The organism is Chitinophaga sp. H8, assembly GCF_040567655.1.
In the GTDB taxonomy this organism is placed as follows: Bacteria; Bacteroidota; Bacteroidia; order Chitinophagales; family Chitinophagaceae; genus Chitinophaga; species Chitinophaga defluvii.
Genome location: NZ_JBEXAC010000002.1, coordinates 2,091,307 through 2,107,858, shown reverse-complemented (window position 1 = coordinate 2,107,858; position 16,552 = coordinate 2,091,307). Strand labels below are relative to the sequence as shown.

The 16,552-nt window shown below is 45.9% G+C and carries 15 protein-coding genes; 10 read left to right on the top strand and 5 right to left on the bottom strand.

Annotated features, from left to right (window positions below):
- Nucleotides 1–51: 51 nt before the first annotated feature.
- From ABR189_RS22380 to ABR189_RS22370, 3 genes are all read left to right on the top strand, one after another.
- Nucleotides 52–258: a hypothetical protein gene (locus ABR189_RS22380; protein ID WP_354662715.1), complete on the top strand. Its 207-nt coding sequence runs from the start codon at nt 52–54 to the stop codon at nt 256–258.
- A 145-nt stretch (nt 259–403) separates the two neighbouring features.
- On the top strand, nt 404–1,345 hold the full coding sequence (locus ABR189_RS22375) for a nitrilase family protein (RefSeq protein ID WP_354662714.1): 942 nt from the start codon (nt 404–406) through the stop codon (nt 1,343–1,345).
- Nucleotides 1,346–1,430: 85 nt separating this feature from the next.
- Entirely contained in the window at nt 1,431–1,952 is a 522-nt protein-coding gene (locus ABR189_RS22370; protein WP_354662713.1) for a DinB family protein, read from the top strand.
- A gap of 107 nt (nt 1,953–2,059) precedes the next feature.
- Here the strand turns inward: ABR189_RS22370 and ABR189_RS22365 are convergent, their stop codons facing one another.
- From ABR189_RS22365 to ABR189_RS22350, 4 genes are all read right to left on the bottom strand, one after another.
- On the bottom strand, nt 2,060–3,655 hold the full coding sequence (locus ABR189_RS22365; RefSeq protein ID WP_354662712.1) for a SusD/RagB family nutrient-binding outer membrane lipoprotein: 1,596 nt from the start codon (nt 3,653–3,655) through the stop codon (nt 2,060–2,062).
- Nucleotides 3,656–3,689: 34 nt separating this feature from the next.
- The gene (locus ABR189_RS22360; protein WP_354662711.1) at nt 3,690–7,457 is read right to left on the bottom strand and encodes a SusC/RagA family TonB-linked outer membrane protein; all 3,768 of its coding nucleotides are present in this window, start codon (nt 7,455–7,457) and stop codon (nt 3,690–3,692) included.
- A gap of 69 nt (nt 7,458–7,526) precedes the next feature.
- Nucleotides 7,527–8,594, bottom strand: a complete 1,068-nt coding sequence (locus ABR189_RS22355) for a FecR family protein (RefSeq protein WP_354662710.1) — start codon at nt 8,592–8,594, stop codon at nt 7,527–7,529.
- A gap of 106 nt (nt 8,595–8,700) precedes the next feature.
- Complete coding sequence (locus tag ABR189_RS22350) at nt 8,701–9,312, bottom strand: RNA polymerase sigma factor (protein WP_354662709.1); 612 nt, start codon at nt 9,310–9,312, stop codon at nt 8,701–8,703.
- 151 nt (nt 9,313–9,463) lie between these two features.
- Here ABR189_RS22350 and ABR189_RS22345 point away from each other — a divergent pair, with 151 nt between their 5' ends.
- The 5 genes from ABR189_RS22345 (at nt 9,464) to ABR189_RS22325 (ending at nt 13,597) form a co-directional block, all read left to right on the top strand.
- The gene (locus tag ABR189_RS22345) at nt 9,464–10,063 is read left to right on the top strand and encodes a thioredoxin family protein (protein ID WP_354662708.1); all 600 of its coding nucleotides are present in this window, start codon (nt 9,464–9,466) and stop codon (nt 10,061–10,063) included.
- A 168-nt stretch (nt 10,064–10,231) separates the two neighbouring features.
- Nucleotides 10,232–11,287, top strand: coding sequence for a ligand-binding sensor domain-containing protein (locus tag ABR189_RS22340; RefSeq protein ID WP_354662707.1), 1,056 nt, complete (start codon nt 10,232–10,234; stop codon nt 11,285–11,287).
- Nucleotides 11,271–11,936 (top strand): class I SAM-dependent methyltransferase, encoded by a 666-nt coding sequence (locus ABR189_RS22335; RefSeq protein ID WP_354662706.1) that lies wholly within the window; start codon nt 11,271–11,273, stop codon nt 11,934–11,936. Before ABR189_RS22340 ends, ABR189_RS22335 begins: the two co-directional genes overlap by 17 nt.
- Before the next feature lie 237 nt (nt 11,937–12,173).
- Nucleotides 12,174–12,632: a carboxymuconolactone decarboxylase family protein gene (locus ABR189_RS22330; protein ID WP_354662705.1), complete on the top strand. Its 459-nt coding sequence runs from the start codon at nt 12,174–12,176 to the stop codon at nt 12,630–12,632.
- Between the two features lie 122 nt (nt 12,633–12,754).
- The gene (locus ABR189_RS22325; protein WP_354662704.1) at nt 12,755–13,597 is read left to right on the top strand and encodes a sigma-70 family RNA polymerase sigma factor; all 843 of its coding nucleotides are present in this window, start codon (nt 12,755–12,757) and stop codon (nt 13,595–13,597) included.
- Between the two features lie 4 nt (nt 13,598–13,601).
- On the opposite strand, the gene ABR189_RS22320 is transcribed toward ABR189_RS22325, so the two are convergent.
- Nucleotides 13,602–14,432 carry a FecR family protein gene (locus ABR189_RS22320; RefSeq protein WP_354662703.1) on the bottom strand — a complete coding sequence of 277 codons (831 nt, stop codon included), beginning with the start codon at nt 14,430–14,432 and terminating at the stop codon, nt 13,602–13,604.
- Nucleotides 14,433–14,653: 221 nt separating this feature from the next.
- Here ABR189_RS22320 and ABR189_RS22315 point away from each other — a divergent pair, with 221 nt between their 5' ends.
- Entirely contained in the window at nt 14,654–15,256 is a 603-nt protein-coding gene (locus tag ABR189_RS22315) for a sigma-70 family RNA polymerase sigma factor (RefSeq protein WP_354662702.1), read from the top strand.
- 113 nt (nt 15,257–15,369) lie between these two features.
- On the top strand, nt 15,370–16,500 hold the full coding sequence (locus ABR189_RS22310) for a Fic family protein (RefSeq protein ID WP_354662701.1): 1,131 nt from the start codon (nt 15,370–15,372) through the stop codon (nt 16,498–16,500).
- Nucleotides 16,501–16,552 lie beyond the last annotated feature (52 nt).

Here is a 16,552-nt window from a genome sequence, read left to right as displayed (position 1 = left end):
ATTAGATCGCTATTGTTATTAAAAAAAATATTGCCAACTAAAATGGAAATTATGGACAAAAACGTACCAAAACGGATCGTGATTTACGCAAAAGACATCGTAAATATCCTCGGAAAAAAGAAAAGTGCCGCGCAGGTAATGATGCAAAATATGCGCCGCCAACTGGGTAAAAAAAGGGAAGAATTTATTACCGTAGAAGAGTTCTGCCAGTTCACCGGCATCAAAGAAGAAAAGGTATATGCTATGATCAAAAATTAGCGCTTCCATACCACCGCATTTTATTGCCTCCATTCCACTACATACTACACACGCCCCCAAAACCACCTGTGCCATATAAAAAAATTGCCTGCTTTCTGAACCTGCCGTGATGTAACTTTGATGCATACCAGCACAAAAACTCATCATGGAAAATATCATCATAGCTACGGCGCAATTTGAAAATGCCAGCGGCGATAAACAAGCCAACCTGGATACCATCCATGCATTAAGCGCCCGGGCGGCCAGCCAGAGTGCGCAGGTGATCGCATTTCACGAATGCGCCATTACCGGCTACACGTTTGCCCGCCACCTGTCTAAAGCACAAATGCTGGACCTGGCAGAGTTTATTCCGGAAGGGCCTTCCATACAGCGGCTCACAGCTATTGCACAGCAACACAACATCACCATCCTGGCAGGCCTGTTCGAAAAGGATGCGGATGATAAACTGTATAAAGCTTATGTATGCGTGGATAAAAACGGGCTGGTAGCCCAATACCGCAAGCTGCACCCTTTCATCAATCCCCACCTTACCCCCGGTGATCAGTACGTGGTATTTGATCTCCTGGGCTGGAAATGCGGCATCCTCATCTGCTACGATAATAATGTGATCGAAAATGTAAGGGCTACGGCCATGCTGGGGGCAGATATTATTTTTATGCCCCACGTTACCATGTGCACCCCTTCTCCCCGCCCCGGTGCAGGATTTGTAGATCCTGTCCTCTGGCACAACCGGCATGCCGATCCGGCTACCCTGCGCCAGGAATTTGACAGCCTCAAAGGCAGGGCCTGGCTCATGAAATGGCTGCCGGCAAGGGCTTACGATAATGGCATCTATGCCGTTTTCTCCAATCCCATCGGCATGGACCACGACCAGCTCAAAAACGGCTGCTCTATGATCCTGGATCCCTTTGGGGATATTATCGCCGAATGCCGCAGCCTGGAAAATGAAATCGTACTCGCCACCATCACCGCAGATAAACTGGAAAAAGCCGGTGGATACCGCTACCGCAAAGCCCGGCGCCCGGAACTGTATAAGGATATCATCGGGCAGGATAATGTGCCGGAACAAAAAGTGGCCTGGCTTTAAAATACTACTGACATAGGGTTGTCACACCCGGTGTTTTTCTTTGTATCGTAAAACAATCCTATCACGCACAAAAAACGATTACAATATGGAAAACACTGCTGTAAAAACCCCACCGGTAACCTCCGTGCCCTTTATGTCTGCTGCCGAACTGCTGGATACCTGGCAAGGACATCGCCGCCTCTCCCGCAGAGTGCTTGAAGCCTTTCCGGAAGATCAGCTCACCACCTTTTCTATTGGTGGTATGCGCCCCTATTCCCAACTGGCCATAGAAATGATTGCGCTGGCGGCTGGTGGAATAGAAGGAGTTGCTACCAGCAATTGGGATGCGGCTGGCCGCCTCTTTGCACTCAATGGCCGCGAAACACCGGTTACCCGCCAGGAACTGCTGGACCTCTGGGATCAGATCACCGAACAGATCAATACCCTGTGGCCACAAATACCGGCTACCCGCTTCCACGAAAAGGAAATGGCTTTTGGACAATATGAAGGGGTGATATACAGCTCCATCCTCTACCTGATAGATAATGAGATCCATCACCGTGGGCAGGGATATGTATACCTCCGCGCCCTGGGTATTGAACCGCCGCCATTCTGGGACCGCCAATAATAATACCTTCCAGCTGTAATGATTTCCCCAAAATAGCCAACGGCTGGCCGGAAAGTAACGTTACTTTCCGGTCAGCCGTCGCTGTTGTAATCAAGTATCTACGCTGGTTATTTCATCCACCAGGGGTTCTTGGTTTCACTGTCCGTTCCGCCGGTAGCAGCTTCCCAGTTGGCATGATTGTAGTTCTGCTCATCAGTAGGATAAGTGAGTCTTCTCATCTTCCCATACCGGGTAGTAGCATACAGTTGCGCATTTACCGTTTCCATCGGCGTGGCATAGTTAGTACGTTTCTGCAATGCCCACGCTTCTTCTGGCTGGCGGAAATTGCCTATCCACTGCTGTGCATAGATCTGCTTCAGGGCGGCAGCTTCATCGCCTGCTTTAAAGGCTACTTTAGTATTGGTCAGCAGCTTGTTCATCTGGGCTACGCTTGGCTGCCCGGCGGGTTTATTCACTTTCCAGATGGTGCTGTTCAGTGCCTGCTGATAAGCCAAACTCACCGCTGCCCGGATCCCTTTTTCATACTCCTGCCCGGCCAATGCTACATTCTTGCCCACACCCATGCCACGCAGGTAGATCTCTGCTTTGGTAAAATGTACTTCATCGGCAGTGATCATCAACTCTGGTATCGTGTTATTATCCCGGGTAATATAAAAATTGAAGGAAGAGAAATTAGTAACGCCTTTATCCTTAAGCCAGTCGCCGGTTTCCCGCAATCCATTGTAAGGGGTGCCGCCATCACCAGGTGCCGTAGCATCCGGATTTTGCGGATAGGCTTTCCATTTACCTGCGGTATTGGGTTCAAAGAAAACTACACAACGGGGGTCAAAAATACCGGTGCCGTCTTCGTTGTTATTATCGCTCATCAGCTTCCACATGGTGGTGCCCAGGCGCAACCGGCTGTCGCCAAATGACCAGGTTCGCCCATCCAAAAGCAACCCGGAGATTTTCAATGGCCACATACCAATGTCTTCGCCATCTGCAATCAATGGCAGCTGCAAAGCGTCGGCAATGATCTTGTCGGCTTCCGCTTTGTTTACTTCATACATCCGTACGGCATAACGCAGGCGCAGCGAATTGGCAAATTTGGCCCACTTGGCTACATCACCGTTCAGGAAGGTTTCATAAGCCGCCAGCGTTTCCTGCGAAGGGTCCGGGGCCAGGTTGGTAATAGCCCATTTCAGATCTGCCAGGCAGGTATCATAGATCACCTTCGGATCATCATACTTTACCCGGTATTTGCCCGGTCCTTCTGCACTACGGCCACCTTCAAAGTAAGGGATGCTGCCAAAGTAATCTACCATGCGCAGCGTTTTATACGCTACCAGCACTTTCAGCATGGCGCGGATATGTTTCATCTTGCTTTGATCCGGCTTGGCATCGATCATTTTTTCCAACAACCGCACATCGGCTATCGTGCTAAAATAGTTAAACCACAACTCTTTGCCGGCTTCTTCGGGATGATACCCTGTTTCGCCCAGGATAATACCCTGCTGCGTGGAAGCATAAATAAAGGAAGTGAAAGTAGCCTGCTCCTGCCAGCCCAATAGCATTGATCTTACCACGGCATTAAAAGAAGGCCCGATATCTGTAGTGCCCGATTCTTTCCAGGGCTTGTTCATTTCCTCAAATCCCTTTCTGCACCCCATAGCGGTTACGGTGAGTGCCAGAAAGGCGATGTATATTTTTCGCTGAATGTTCATACCGTCTGTTTTTAAATGAAATAAGAAACGCTGACTAGAAAGAAGCTTTTACAGAAAATCCATAAGACCTCGTTCCGGGAAACGCACCAAACTCGATCCCTTGTGCATTACCAATACCATTCACGCTTTCGGGATTCAGATGATCAGGTAAGGAAGAATACAGGTAAAACAAGTCTCTTCCTATCAGGGATACGCTTAATCCGTTGATAAATCCTGTTTTCTTCATCAGGGTAGATGGCAGCTGATAAGTGAGGTTGATTTCACGCAGTTTCATCCAGCTGTTTTCAAATACGGCTTCCCGGCGTGGGATAGGTAAATGCGACCAGGCGGCATACCGGGCGGCATATTTCCACATGTAGTTCACTACCTGGGTATTTTCTTTTCCATCAGCATATACGCCTTCCAGGATCACGCCTTTATTAGCGGTTTTACCATCCGGGAAAGTGTAAGGCAATCCACCGCCATTACGCTCTACCACGGTTTCTGGTGCCAATCCATTACCCATAGCCGATCCGTAACTACCACTGTAGATATCTCCTCCCCATTTAAAATCGATCAGGCCATACAGGCTGAAATTTTTATACCGGAAGGTATTGCCCAAACCACCGGTGAGCCACGGTGTAGCATTACCGATAGGTACTACATCCTTGGTCATCACATATTTGGTACCTATTACCGTAGTATTGGCTTTATCCATCACATCTTCTACTACTCTTCTACCATCTTTGTACGTATAATCATACCCGTAAATAGTACCATAGTTTTGTCCTACGGCTACGCGCATCACCACCCCATTGGCGGCGCCAAACAGGCTGCCTATTTCATAAAAATCACCGCCTTCGCCCAGGTACAACAGCTTGTTCTGGTTATGTGCACCGTTCAGGGTTACGTCCCACTGGAAATCACGGCTTTCAATGGCACGTCCGCGAATGATGAATTCATATCCTCTGTTCAGCAGCTCTCCGGTATTGAACACTACTTTCTTTACACCGGAGGAAGGGGGTACGTCGATGTTGATGATCTGGTCGGTAGAGTTGATACGGTAGTAGGTAAAGTCTAGGCTCAACCGGCTCTTTAACATGCTCAGCTGTATACCGGCTTCATAAGATTGAGAACGCTGTGGTACCAGGTTGATCGGTGCCAGCACGTCCTTAATACTCCTGGTGGCGGCGCCGCCAAATACATCTGTATCAAAGGTGTAGTTGGCTTCATAAGGGTTGGCATCACTGGCACTACCGGCATATGCTACACGTACTTTACCAAAGTCCAGCCAGCTTTTGGCATTCCCCATATCCCAGGCATCTGTAAAGAGGAAGCTGAGGGAAGCGGATGGATAAAAGTAAGAGTTGCTTACTTTAGGCAGGGTAGATGACCAGTCGTTACGGCCGGTTACCTGCAGGAACAGGTAGTTCTTGTAAGACAGGTCCAGCAAGCCATACACGGAGTTGATCTTCTTTTCTGCCCTGGCTTCTTCCGGTGCCCAGTCTTTAGGGTTCAGGCCGGAGGTAACCAGTACATTCTTCAACGTGTAAATATAAGGGGTGGCAAAGGGGCCTTTGTTCCAGGCCTGCATGCCGTAATTATTCTGATACCAGGAGCTGGCGCCTGCGGTAAAGCTGGCGGTAAGCCCATCGGTCAGGAAATTGTCTTTATGCAGTGTGCCTAACAACTCCAGGTTACGGGTAGAGTTTTTGTACATTTCATGTCCATATGCGCCTTTTACGCCACCGGAATCGGTAGGGGTGTTTTTGGTTTCAAAATCATTGGTGCTCTGATTAATACCGGCACGGCCAGTCATATTAAACCAGGAGGTGATCTCTGCATTCAGCTTCACATTTCCCATCAGCTGATTACGCTGCAGCTGCACATTATTCATCATGGCATTCCAGAAAATATCATTACCATAGCCTTTATAAGGATATCCCATCGGCACACCATCTGAGCTGCCAAAATCACGTTTGGAACCATTGGCATATTTGTACAGCTCTTTTTCCAATACTTTGGAATCGCGCGACATGCCATAGGTCATAAACTTAGCCCAGGAGTTGTTATCATTACCTACATCCGGTGAGTTGAGCCGGTTATACACCGTATAGCTGGCAGATACATCGGCAGTAAGTTTCTGGGTTACTTTCAACTGGGTACCCAGGTTGATGGTGTTCTGGTTAAAGTCACTGTTGGGAATGATAGAGGTATTGTCTGTACGGGTAAAAGACAAACGCATGTTCCCAAAATCGCCACCACCGGAAAGGGATACATTATGTGTACCGGTATGTCCTTTGCGGTAATACTCTTTCAGGTTGTTGGGCTGAGGGTCCCATCTTCTTTTGGTGCCATCCCACCAGGTAATTTCCTGTCCGTCCAGTCTGGGTCCCCAGGAAGCGGCAGTACCATACCAGCTAAACTGATCCCAGCTGCTCCAGCCACCGGGAATATCACCATGACTGGCATATTTGGCGGGTACATTGGTGCTGCTGAAATCTGTTGGATAACGGGGCTTACCATCTGCTCCGGTAGGAAAATCCGGATTGGCCATCCACATGGCGATAGCACCGCCATAACCATATTCATTTTGCATATCCTGAAAACGGTAAGCTTCGTTTACCCGGTAAGAGTAGTTATAGTCTACTCCTAGTCCTGATTTGCGATTACCTTTTTTCATCGTGATCATCAATACGCCATTGGCACCACGCGCACCATACAGGGCAGCGGCGGTAGGCCCTTTCAGTACGTTCACTTCTTCGATATCATCACTGTTGATGAAGTTAAGTACAGAGCCCCAGTCCTGGTAGTTTTCAGAACGGGTAGGTTCTTTTTCTTCTGCACTGCCACGGGAACCGCGGTACACGTTAAAATCATTGTCTACCGGTATCCCGTCTATTACGATCAGGGGCTGGTTGTTACGGCTGATGCTGGTGTTTCCGCGGATCACGATACGGGAAGAACTTCCTTCTACCCCATTCGGCGTGTTAATGTTCAACCCCGCTACTTTACCCATCAGGCCGGTAGCTACGGTAGGAGGAGCGGCTTTGATGATATCGTCGCCACCTACTTTTTGTACAGAGTAGCCCAGCTTTTTGGCTTCTCTTTTAATACCCAGGGCGGTTACCACCACTTCATTCATCTGGCGGGTATCTTCCTGCAGGATCACCTCAATATTTGTTCTGCCGCCTACTGCTTCTTCGTGTGGCAGATAGCCGATAAAGGAGAACTGCAATACGGCCTGCTCATCAGGTACCTGCAGGCTGAAATTACCGTTCACATCAGACACGCCACCAATGGAAGCGCCTTTCACCTTTACGGATACACCGGGCAGTGGTTCGCCTTTGGCAGAGAGGATCCTTCCTTTTACAGGAATGGCCGCTACTGCCAGGGTTTCAGCCATGGAAGCGCCACTTGCTGCAGCCAAAAACCCGGCAGGTGCAGGCAGGCTGCTACCGGTATTTTCTGCGGCTGGTTTTACCGCAATATTGCGTTCTATCTGCGCAAATTGCAGGGCGGTTTGTTCGCCTATTTTTTCCAGTAAATCAGATAATTTTCTTTTTCTTTTTTCCAGTGTTACTGCTTTGCGATTGTCTACATCTTCGCTGCTGTAACAAAATTTCATATCAGTGAGCCGCTCTATCTGGCTAAAAGCGGTGATAACAGGTGTCTTATCAAATCCCACTGTAACGGTAGGGTTGATCGTAAACCTGGGCTGCTCTCTCTCGGCTGCGCTTAAAGCCAGGGGTAGCAGCACAAGGGCAGCGATAACGTTGCAGCACAGGGCTGCTAACGAGCGGTTTGGTAGGGCCATACTCATGCGTTAGATTTTTGGTGATAAAATCTTTAGGTTATAAAATCTGTATTATGCTGTAATCCGATATACAGGCTATCTGGCCAGTATATATACACGGTTAGTATCCTGTCTGATCTTCAGGTTATTCACATAGCCGATCACTTCCAATACATGCATCAAGGGCTGGTCATTAAATTCTCCGGTAAAAGGTTTGATGGATGATAATGGAATATCAGTATAAATAGTCACACCATAGTAAGCTTCCAGTTGGGTTTTCAGCTCAGTAAAGGAAGCGTCTTTAAATATCAGCTGCCCCGATATCACCGATTGTAAGCTGTTTACATCAAAGGTGATGGTAGCGCTGCTGTCTTTATCTTTGGCCGTATGCTCTACAAACTGCTCTCCGGGGGCCAGGATCACGGGCTGCATAACGCTGTCGTGCTGCGTGCCTTCTATCTTCACTTTACCACTTACCAGGGATACTTTTACGGTGGCGTCCATTTCATAGGCGCTTACCATAAAGGCGGTACCCAATGCGGTGGTGGTATATTTTTTAGCTACTACGGAAAAAGGCCGCTGCGCTACATCTGCTACGGTAAAAAAGCCCTGTCCTTCCAGCACTACTCTCCGGCTTTGGTGATTATAATCAGGCATCACGGTGAGCTTGCTATGCGGGTATAAGATCACGGTGCTGCCGTCTGCCAGGGTGATATTGCTGCGCTTGTCATTTTCACTGGTATATACGAGCATGCCTGCTTCGGGGGCAACGGGTTTTACAAAGCGCAGGTACCCTACGGCAATGATGCCCAGTATCACGGCGGCGGCTGTCCACCAATAGGCGTTGCGCATCGTCCTTACCGGTGCAGGCACAGGGACTGCAGGTATTGGTGTTGCAGACATAGCTGCCTGCTGCAGGGAAGCCTTTTTTTCGCGCAGGAGTCCCTTGAATGCTTCCAGCCGGGCAGATACCTGCTCTTCCGGCAGATAACCACTCATAGCCAGCAACAGGTCGCGGGCAGTATCAAAATCTTCCTGCTTTTCGGGATGCGCGGCCAGCCACTGCTCCCAGAAACGACGGTCCGACGCTCTATTGTGCAAACAATAATTCGCGAACGATTCGTTTACCAGAAAATCCTCTATAGAAAAATGATGAGCATCCATTTTTGCTGCCTTGTGTTTATATAGATCTGAGAAATACGTGGATTTACCGGGTTAAGGCAAACTTTTTTTTAAAATAATGGAAAATAATAGCCAGATGCAGCAGGAGTCAGCAGATCAGGGTGGCATAACAGTATACGGACAACAGCAAAATCATCACCATCACCTTCTGCAATAACCCCGATTTGAGCTTTTTCAGGGCCTCATATACGGCATTATAGATGGTACGGGGGGATAAACCGGTTTTGTCGGCCATCTCTTCATATGTCAGCTCCTGGTAAAACCGCAAACTGATCAATTCCTGCTGCCGCGGACTCAGCTTTTTCACAGCGTCCAGTATCCGCTGCCGGTTGTCTTCTTTCAACTGCAGCTGTACCAGATGCTCCTCAATGGAATGCTGAAACGCTTCTGTCACAAAATCAGGCGATTGTAACATACTCCGGTGCTTTTCCCGTGCTTCCCACTCCTTGTAGATCATCCTTTTCAGGCCGGTTACCAGGTAGGCTTTGAGATGCTCCACTTCTCCTACCGTATCCTTCCGCTCCCAGATACCCAGAAATACCTGGTTGATCAGATCCGCTGTGAGCACGGGATCCCCGGAAAGTTTCAGGCCGCATTTGTACAGGTAATTGTAGTGAGTCTTGTAGATAACAAACAACGCCTGCTCATCGCCATTGCGGAAACGAGTCCATAAATTATTATCAGGTGATAATACAGACATATGTTAAAATGGCTTAGGTATGTGGAATTTACTAAATCGTTTAACTAAAGTAAAGATTTTAATGAATTACGGGCAAAATATTTTACACCGTGACAAATGTCATGTTCCGGGAAGCGATTCTGAAATACCTTTGTGATCTAATTTTTTGGATATGCAATTTGAATCATACCTGCAAAAATCTACGAGCTTTCCTGAATATATGCAACTTCTGGAATCATTGATGGAGCAAGGCAAAACTACAGGTGCCGACCAAAGCGAACTTATGGTGTCTTATGCCAGGCTGAACCTGCAACGGATGCGCCGGGTAGATAAAACTACACAGCTCCTGCCGGAGCTGGAGGCAGTGCTTGCCCAGATCAGACAACCGCAAACCTGGATCGTGCTCACGGAAGGATGGTGTGGCGATGCGGCCCAGATCCTCCCACTGTTTCATCTCATCGCAGCAAAATACCCGGTCATCACCCTGCGCATCCTGCTGCGTGATGAAAATACGGAACTGATGGACCAATACCTCACCAATGGTGGCCGGGCTATCCCTAAGCTGATCATTACCGACGCTGCCACGCATGCCGAACTGGGCAACTGGGGACCCCGCCCGGCAGCGGCTACAGAACTGCTCAACGACCTGAAAGCCATCGGCGCCGACCTGGAAGTGATGAAGGAAAAACTCCACCTCTGGTACGCCAAGGATAAAACCGTGCATATACAACAGGAACTGATTACCCTGCTCAAAGGTGAACTGCCACTGTAAACCAATTGTTTCCCACCATAAACAAGTGCGCTGCGCATAAGTGTGGCGCACTTTTCCTGTTATAACGACAAACAATCAGACCAATACAACAGCCGGTAGAGATATTTATGTAGTTTTGATACGCACATGAGTAAGTTGTGCGTAATATTAGAGAAACCCAAAATAAACATGAAATTGAAATTGGTTTACATACTACTGGTATTGACACTGAACTTTTCTTGTATTGAAAAGAAATCAACCGAAAAAGAAGTTAAGAACCCTGAATTGGTAATTTCTTTAAAAGCAGACACCTTAAAATTTACTTCTGGAATACGTGCTATCTTTCAGGACAGTAAAGGCAATTATTGGTTTGGAAGTCATAAGGAAGGCGTAAGTTTTTATAATGGAAAATCATTTGAATACTTTACAACAAATGAAGGCTTATCCGACAATCAAATCCGTTCAATCCAAGAAGACAAGAATGGAAAAATTTGGTTTGGAACTGCAAAAGGAATAAGTGCATATGACAAAGGAAAGTTTACCACTTATTCAACAAATTTTAATAACCCAAGATATGAATGGAATGAAACCAATGGAGATTTATGGTTTTATGCGGGTGAAGAAGACGGAATAAATCGTTTTGACGGAAAAAATATGAACTATCTGATTTTTCCAAAACCTAAAAATGAAAACCTGAATAATTCTTATGGTGTAACTGACATATCAAAGGAGCAAGACGGTAAAGTTTGGATGGCAACTTATGCAGCACTATTTAACTATGATGGTAAAATGGTAAATATTTTTGATAATGAAAAATTAAACCTAAAAGATAATGAGCTTTTGCATATAAGAAGTGTATTAGCAGATTCAAAAGGACGAATTTGGATAGGAAATAATGGAATTGGCGTTTTGCTAATGGAAGGTAATTCAATAATTAATTTTTCTGAAAAGAATAATTTAATCGATCCAACAAGCACAAGAAGAGGAGATAAATCAAAACCAGGCACACTTGAACACGTTTTTGCTATTGAAGAAGATGCAGAAGGCAATATTTGGTTTGGAGATAGAGATACAGGAGCTTGGAAATATGATGGTAAAACTTTGACAAACTATTCAATTAGTGACAAACCATCTAAACCGATGATTTGGACTATTTATAAAGACAACAAAAACAATTTGCTTTTTGGAATGGCAGACGGAAATATATTTAAGTTTAACGGAAAGACTTTTGAAAAGCAATTTTAAGAAATACGAACACACAACCACACCAACCATGCATACCAATAAAGCACACTGGGAAAATGTATACCATACCCGCCAGCCGGAAGAAGTGAGCTGGACACAGGCAACTCCACATACCTCCCTTGATTTTATCCGCGCTTTTAACCTGCCCAAAACAGCCGCTATCATTGATATAGGTGGGGGCGACAGCAAGCTGGCGGATTATCTCCTGGAAGAAGGGTATGAAAATATTACCGTGCTGGATATCTCGGCCAAAGCCCTTGAAAAAGCACAACACCGCCTGGGGGATAAAGCGGATAAAATAAAATGGATCGTACAGGATATCACCACGTTTGCACCTGATACCCAATACCACCTGTGGCACGACAGGGCGGCCTTCCATTTCCTGACGGCGGAAACGCAGGTGCATAAATATTTGCATACCATGCAGCAATGCATTCCTTCCGGCGGCTATGCGGTGATGGGCACCTTTGCTACCACCGGCCCTGAAAAATGCAGCGGCCTGCCGATACAGCAATATGACGAAAATACCCTCGCCCAACTGCTGCAAAACGGCTTTGAAAAAATAAAGTGTATGACCACCACACATACCACACCTTTCAATACCAAACAAGATTTCCTGTTTTGTAGTTTCCGGCGAAAAGAAGCCTAACCCTGAAATGATTTCCACAGCCTGGGGCCGGCCCGAAAGTAATGGTCCGCCCCAATATATCCCCCGGTACTCCGTTGATTTTTTACACCTGTTTCCCTTCTGCCCCCCTGTTTATAAGCCTTCCGCAAAATAATTCCCCCCTCCCCAAAAAAAAGTTTAAAAAGTTGTCACGTTTTGCGCCCGTTCCTTGTCTTATTAACGAACAACGATTTTAAACATCATAAAAACAATACAGACATGGAACCAAGAATTAATTTTCAGGACGTACCTAAAGGATTATTTGACAGCTTAATCAGAACCGGCTTTCACTTTAAACAATCAAAAGTAGACCATACAACACTGGAGCTGGTAAAAAACCGGGTATCCCAGATCAATGGCTGCGCTTTTTGCCTGGACATGCACTATAAAGATGCCATCCACCTGGGCGAAACGCCAGTGCGCATCTATTCATTACCGGCCTGGAAGGAATGCCCTTATTACACAGAAAAGGAAAGAGCTGCCATTGCACTGTCCGAAGCGCTTACCAACGGACACCAGCTGGAAGTAAGTGATGAGCTGTATGCTACGCTGTCTGCACATTTTTCTAAAGAAGAAATTGCAGAGCTAACCATCGCTATTTCGCTCACCAATACCTGGAACCGGATCAATAAAGCGTTCCTCACCACACCAGGCAACTACCAGCCCGGACAGTTCTAAAAAATACGGCCGCCGGAAAAAATAGTTATTATTGCGGAGGCATTACAGCTGCTCCCCTGCACCAATGGTATACCTGCGTGCAGGGGCATTGCTGCCTCATTCATTTATTTAAATCATCCAGGGTGAAAGATTATCAGCACATATTGTTTCCATACGCTTATAATATTTTAGGATCAGCAGAAGATGCAAAGGATGCGATACAGGACGTATTGTTCAATTACCTGGCTGCTAATAAAACAGGTATTGAAAACGAAAAAAACTACCTGATCAAAAGTGTGATCAACCAATCTATCAATATCCGGCAAAAAAGGACCCAGGTAAAACTCGGGGATGTATGGCTGCCCGAACCAGTGGCTACCGAAAGGGCGGATACCAATATCAACCTCAATGATATTGTTTCCTACTCCATGCTGATCCTGCTGGAACAGTTAAACCCTAAAGAACGGGCCGTGTTTATCCTGAAAGAAAGTTTTGGCTACGCGCACGAAGAAATAGGAGAAGTGCTGGGCATCACGGTAGACAACTCCCGTAAGCTGCTTAGCCGCGCACGTACCCGCCTCAATGAATTTAAGCAGCAGGCGCCCCCTAAAAATGCCGTTCCTGCGGATATCCTCAACAACTATATTCATGCTATCCGCAGCCGCGATACAGGTGCCCTGGAAAACCTGCTGTCCAAAGAAGTAACTTACTTTGCTGATGGTGGTAAACTGAACGTAGTGAAGAAAGTGGCCATAGGTATGAGCGAAGTGGCAGCACTTATGTTATTTGTAGACGAAAGATATGGGAGAAATCTCACCGCTGTGCCTGTTGAAATCAATCATCAACCGGCGCTGCTCTACTACAATAAAAACAAACTGATTGTATGCCAGGTGTTCAATATCTCGGCGGATGGGAAAATAAACCAGATCAGTAATGTATTAGATCCTGAAAAACTAAAAACACTACAACCCGAATCACTACAATAAAGATTTACCTGCCCGTAGTATCTTCCACAGCATCCTGGTCATTGTCAAATACTACCCGCCCGCTCCATTGCAGCTGAGGAGCTGCCACGGTATTGCTAACCGTTACTTCCGGCTTGATTTTGTTGTAGGTGATACTGCTGCCCGCCGTGATGATATGTTGCATGGCTACATGGGCGGATGGTTTGTATTGCACTTTGCCCGAGAGCACAGACAGCTGTTCCCGCACATTACCCGGATACGCCTGCAGGTCCAGGCTGGTGCCCAGCACGATGGTTTCTGACCAATCGGTTTTGATTACAAAGGGCAGCTCACTGTTGTCCGTTACCTCATAATACACCTGCCCGCTTTGTTCCAGCTGCCGGTGGCTGTACCCAAAGCCCTGCTTAAAACGGATGCTGCTATGTACATTCAATAGTATGCGGCTGCTGTCGGGCAAAATAAGTGGCATAGGTGTATTCACCGCCTCAAATTGCTGGTATACCGGCTTTGTGAGCTGTAGCAGCACAAAAAACGTTAATATCACGATGACCGTCAGGCCGGCAAGCCCTCTGCGCCAGAGCAGCTTTTTGCCCGATATCCGCTCCGGTAATACCGGGGCCGCCTGCATCCGCTCCCGCATCTCCTCCCAATGCTGCGCTGCAGACACCTCTTCCAGCCATGCCGGCTGGTCCATCTTATACGACTTCAGCAATGACAGAAAAATCTGTCGGTTGCCGTCCGATGCGGCGGTCCACTGCTGCAGCTTCCAACGGGTGTCTTCATCTGCCTCCCCCTGCAAATAAGCTTCTATCCACTCCTGCCACGCATTCTCTTTATCCGAAAAAGGACTTGACATACCTACGTTTTTTTAATATATAGACGCCTGAACCCCCAAAAAGGAGTAAACATCCTCCCAAAAATAGATGTTATCACGCATTAACAGTTGCATAACAAAAAGGAATAGGAATATTTCTGAAATACCTCTTATCTTTCAGTTGGTATTAACAGGTCTATACCTTGAAACCAACACATACCTACAACTGTATATATAGCATTTACATTTAGCACTTTAGGGGGATGAACAGTAACATAGAGCGCAAACAGGCGGTAACCTATACCCCGCATCTGTTGCCATGGAAGAGCACCGCTGCTTTTGAATTATTTTACAAAGAACATTTTGTAAAAATGGTGACCCTTTGCGGGAAAATGGTGGATGATAAAGACCTCTCCTGCCAACTGGTCCAGGAAGCATTTTATCGTATCTGGGAGAAAAGGCATGCACTTGACCATGTCAAAAACCCTGCGGGATACCTTTACCGCACCGTAAAAAATACCACGCTGGACTACCTCCGCAAAATCCGCCGGGAGTTATCTTCCCTGCACATCGATCCTAACACGGTAGCAGATACGCGTAACACCGATACGGAAGAACTGCTGCATATCATCCGGCAATCTGCTCAGCACCTGCCAGGGAAATGCCGTACAATATTTGAAATGGCACACTTCCAGGGCCTTTCTACGCCCGAAATAGCGGCCTACCTAGAGCTATCTCCCCTCACCGTGAAAAAACAAAAAGTCATTGCCATCCAAAAACTTAAAACGGCACTACTCCCGCTGATCAAAACATTCGTGCTCTGCGTATTTCTGAAAATGCCGCAGTTTTTTCAACAGAATAATTGATGAACGAGCTGCTTAAATAGCTGCGAGCTTTGACTACACTTTTTTATAGTCAAACAAAAACTCATTCCGTTGACTATGGTTTTTTTTAGTAAATTGGCTTTTATTCTATAAGTATGAAACATTATAGAGCAGGAAATTACACCAGGCAATACGGATATAGGAGTTTTAACCTTAACCCGATAAATACGGAATGGAACATAAACAGCCCTGAAATCAATACGCTTTTGGCAGAAGCCAATTTAAAACTTGGAGAATTGAATGCTTTTTCAACATTTGTGCCGGATGTAGGTGTTTTTATCAGAATGCACATTGTAAAAGAGGCCACACAATCCAGTCGTATTGAAGGAACACGTACCCGTATAGATGAGGCGGTATTAGCAGCAAAAGATATTCATCCCGAATTAAAGAATGACTGGCAGGAGGTGCAGAACTATATTGAAGCAATGAATCATTCCATTAAACGCTTAGAGAAATGGCCGCTGTCTTCACGACTAATCAAAGATGCCCATAAAATCTTATTACAAGGAGTAAGAGGAAAGAATAAACTACCTGGCGAATTTCGTACAAGCCAAAACTGGATTGGTGGAGCTACAATCAATGATGCCACTTTCGTTCCCCCACACCATACGCTCATACCAGATTATATTAGCGACTTGGAAAAATTTCTGAATAATGAAACAATACATGTGCCACATTTAATAAGAATTGGAATAGCGCATTACCAGTTTGAAGCCATCCACCCTTTTCTCGATGGTAATGGCAGGATTGGAAGGTTGCTAATTACCTTGTACCTCATCAATCAAAAGGTGTTAAATAAACCAACATTATATTTATCAGATTTTATTGAAAAAAACCGACAACTATATTATGATAATTTAATGGCTGTTTCGCTTCATGGAAAGATGGAACAATGGTTAAAATTTTTTTTAGTAGGGATAATTGAGACTGCCAAAACAGCAATAGACACATTTACCAAAATCGTTTCATTAAGAGATGAAATTGAAAAAAACAAAATAGTTACACTGGGGAAAAGATTACCCAATGCTAAACTGTTGCTGACTTATCTGTATAGCAAACCAGTTATAACAGTTGCAGACGTTATATCAAATCTTAATATAACGAAACAGACGGCCAATACACTAATTATGGATTTTTATAGTCTTGGTATACTCAGGGAGCAAACCGGATACAAACGAAACAGAATATTTGTTTTTGAAGAATATCTGAGACTGTTTGAAAAATAGCTGTTAGCTATTAGCCTTTAGCTATTAGCCTATTATGTTTTGTTGTTTCAAC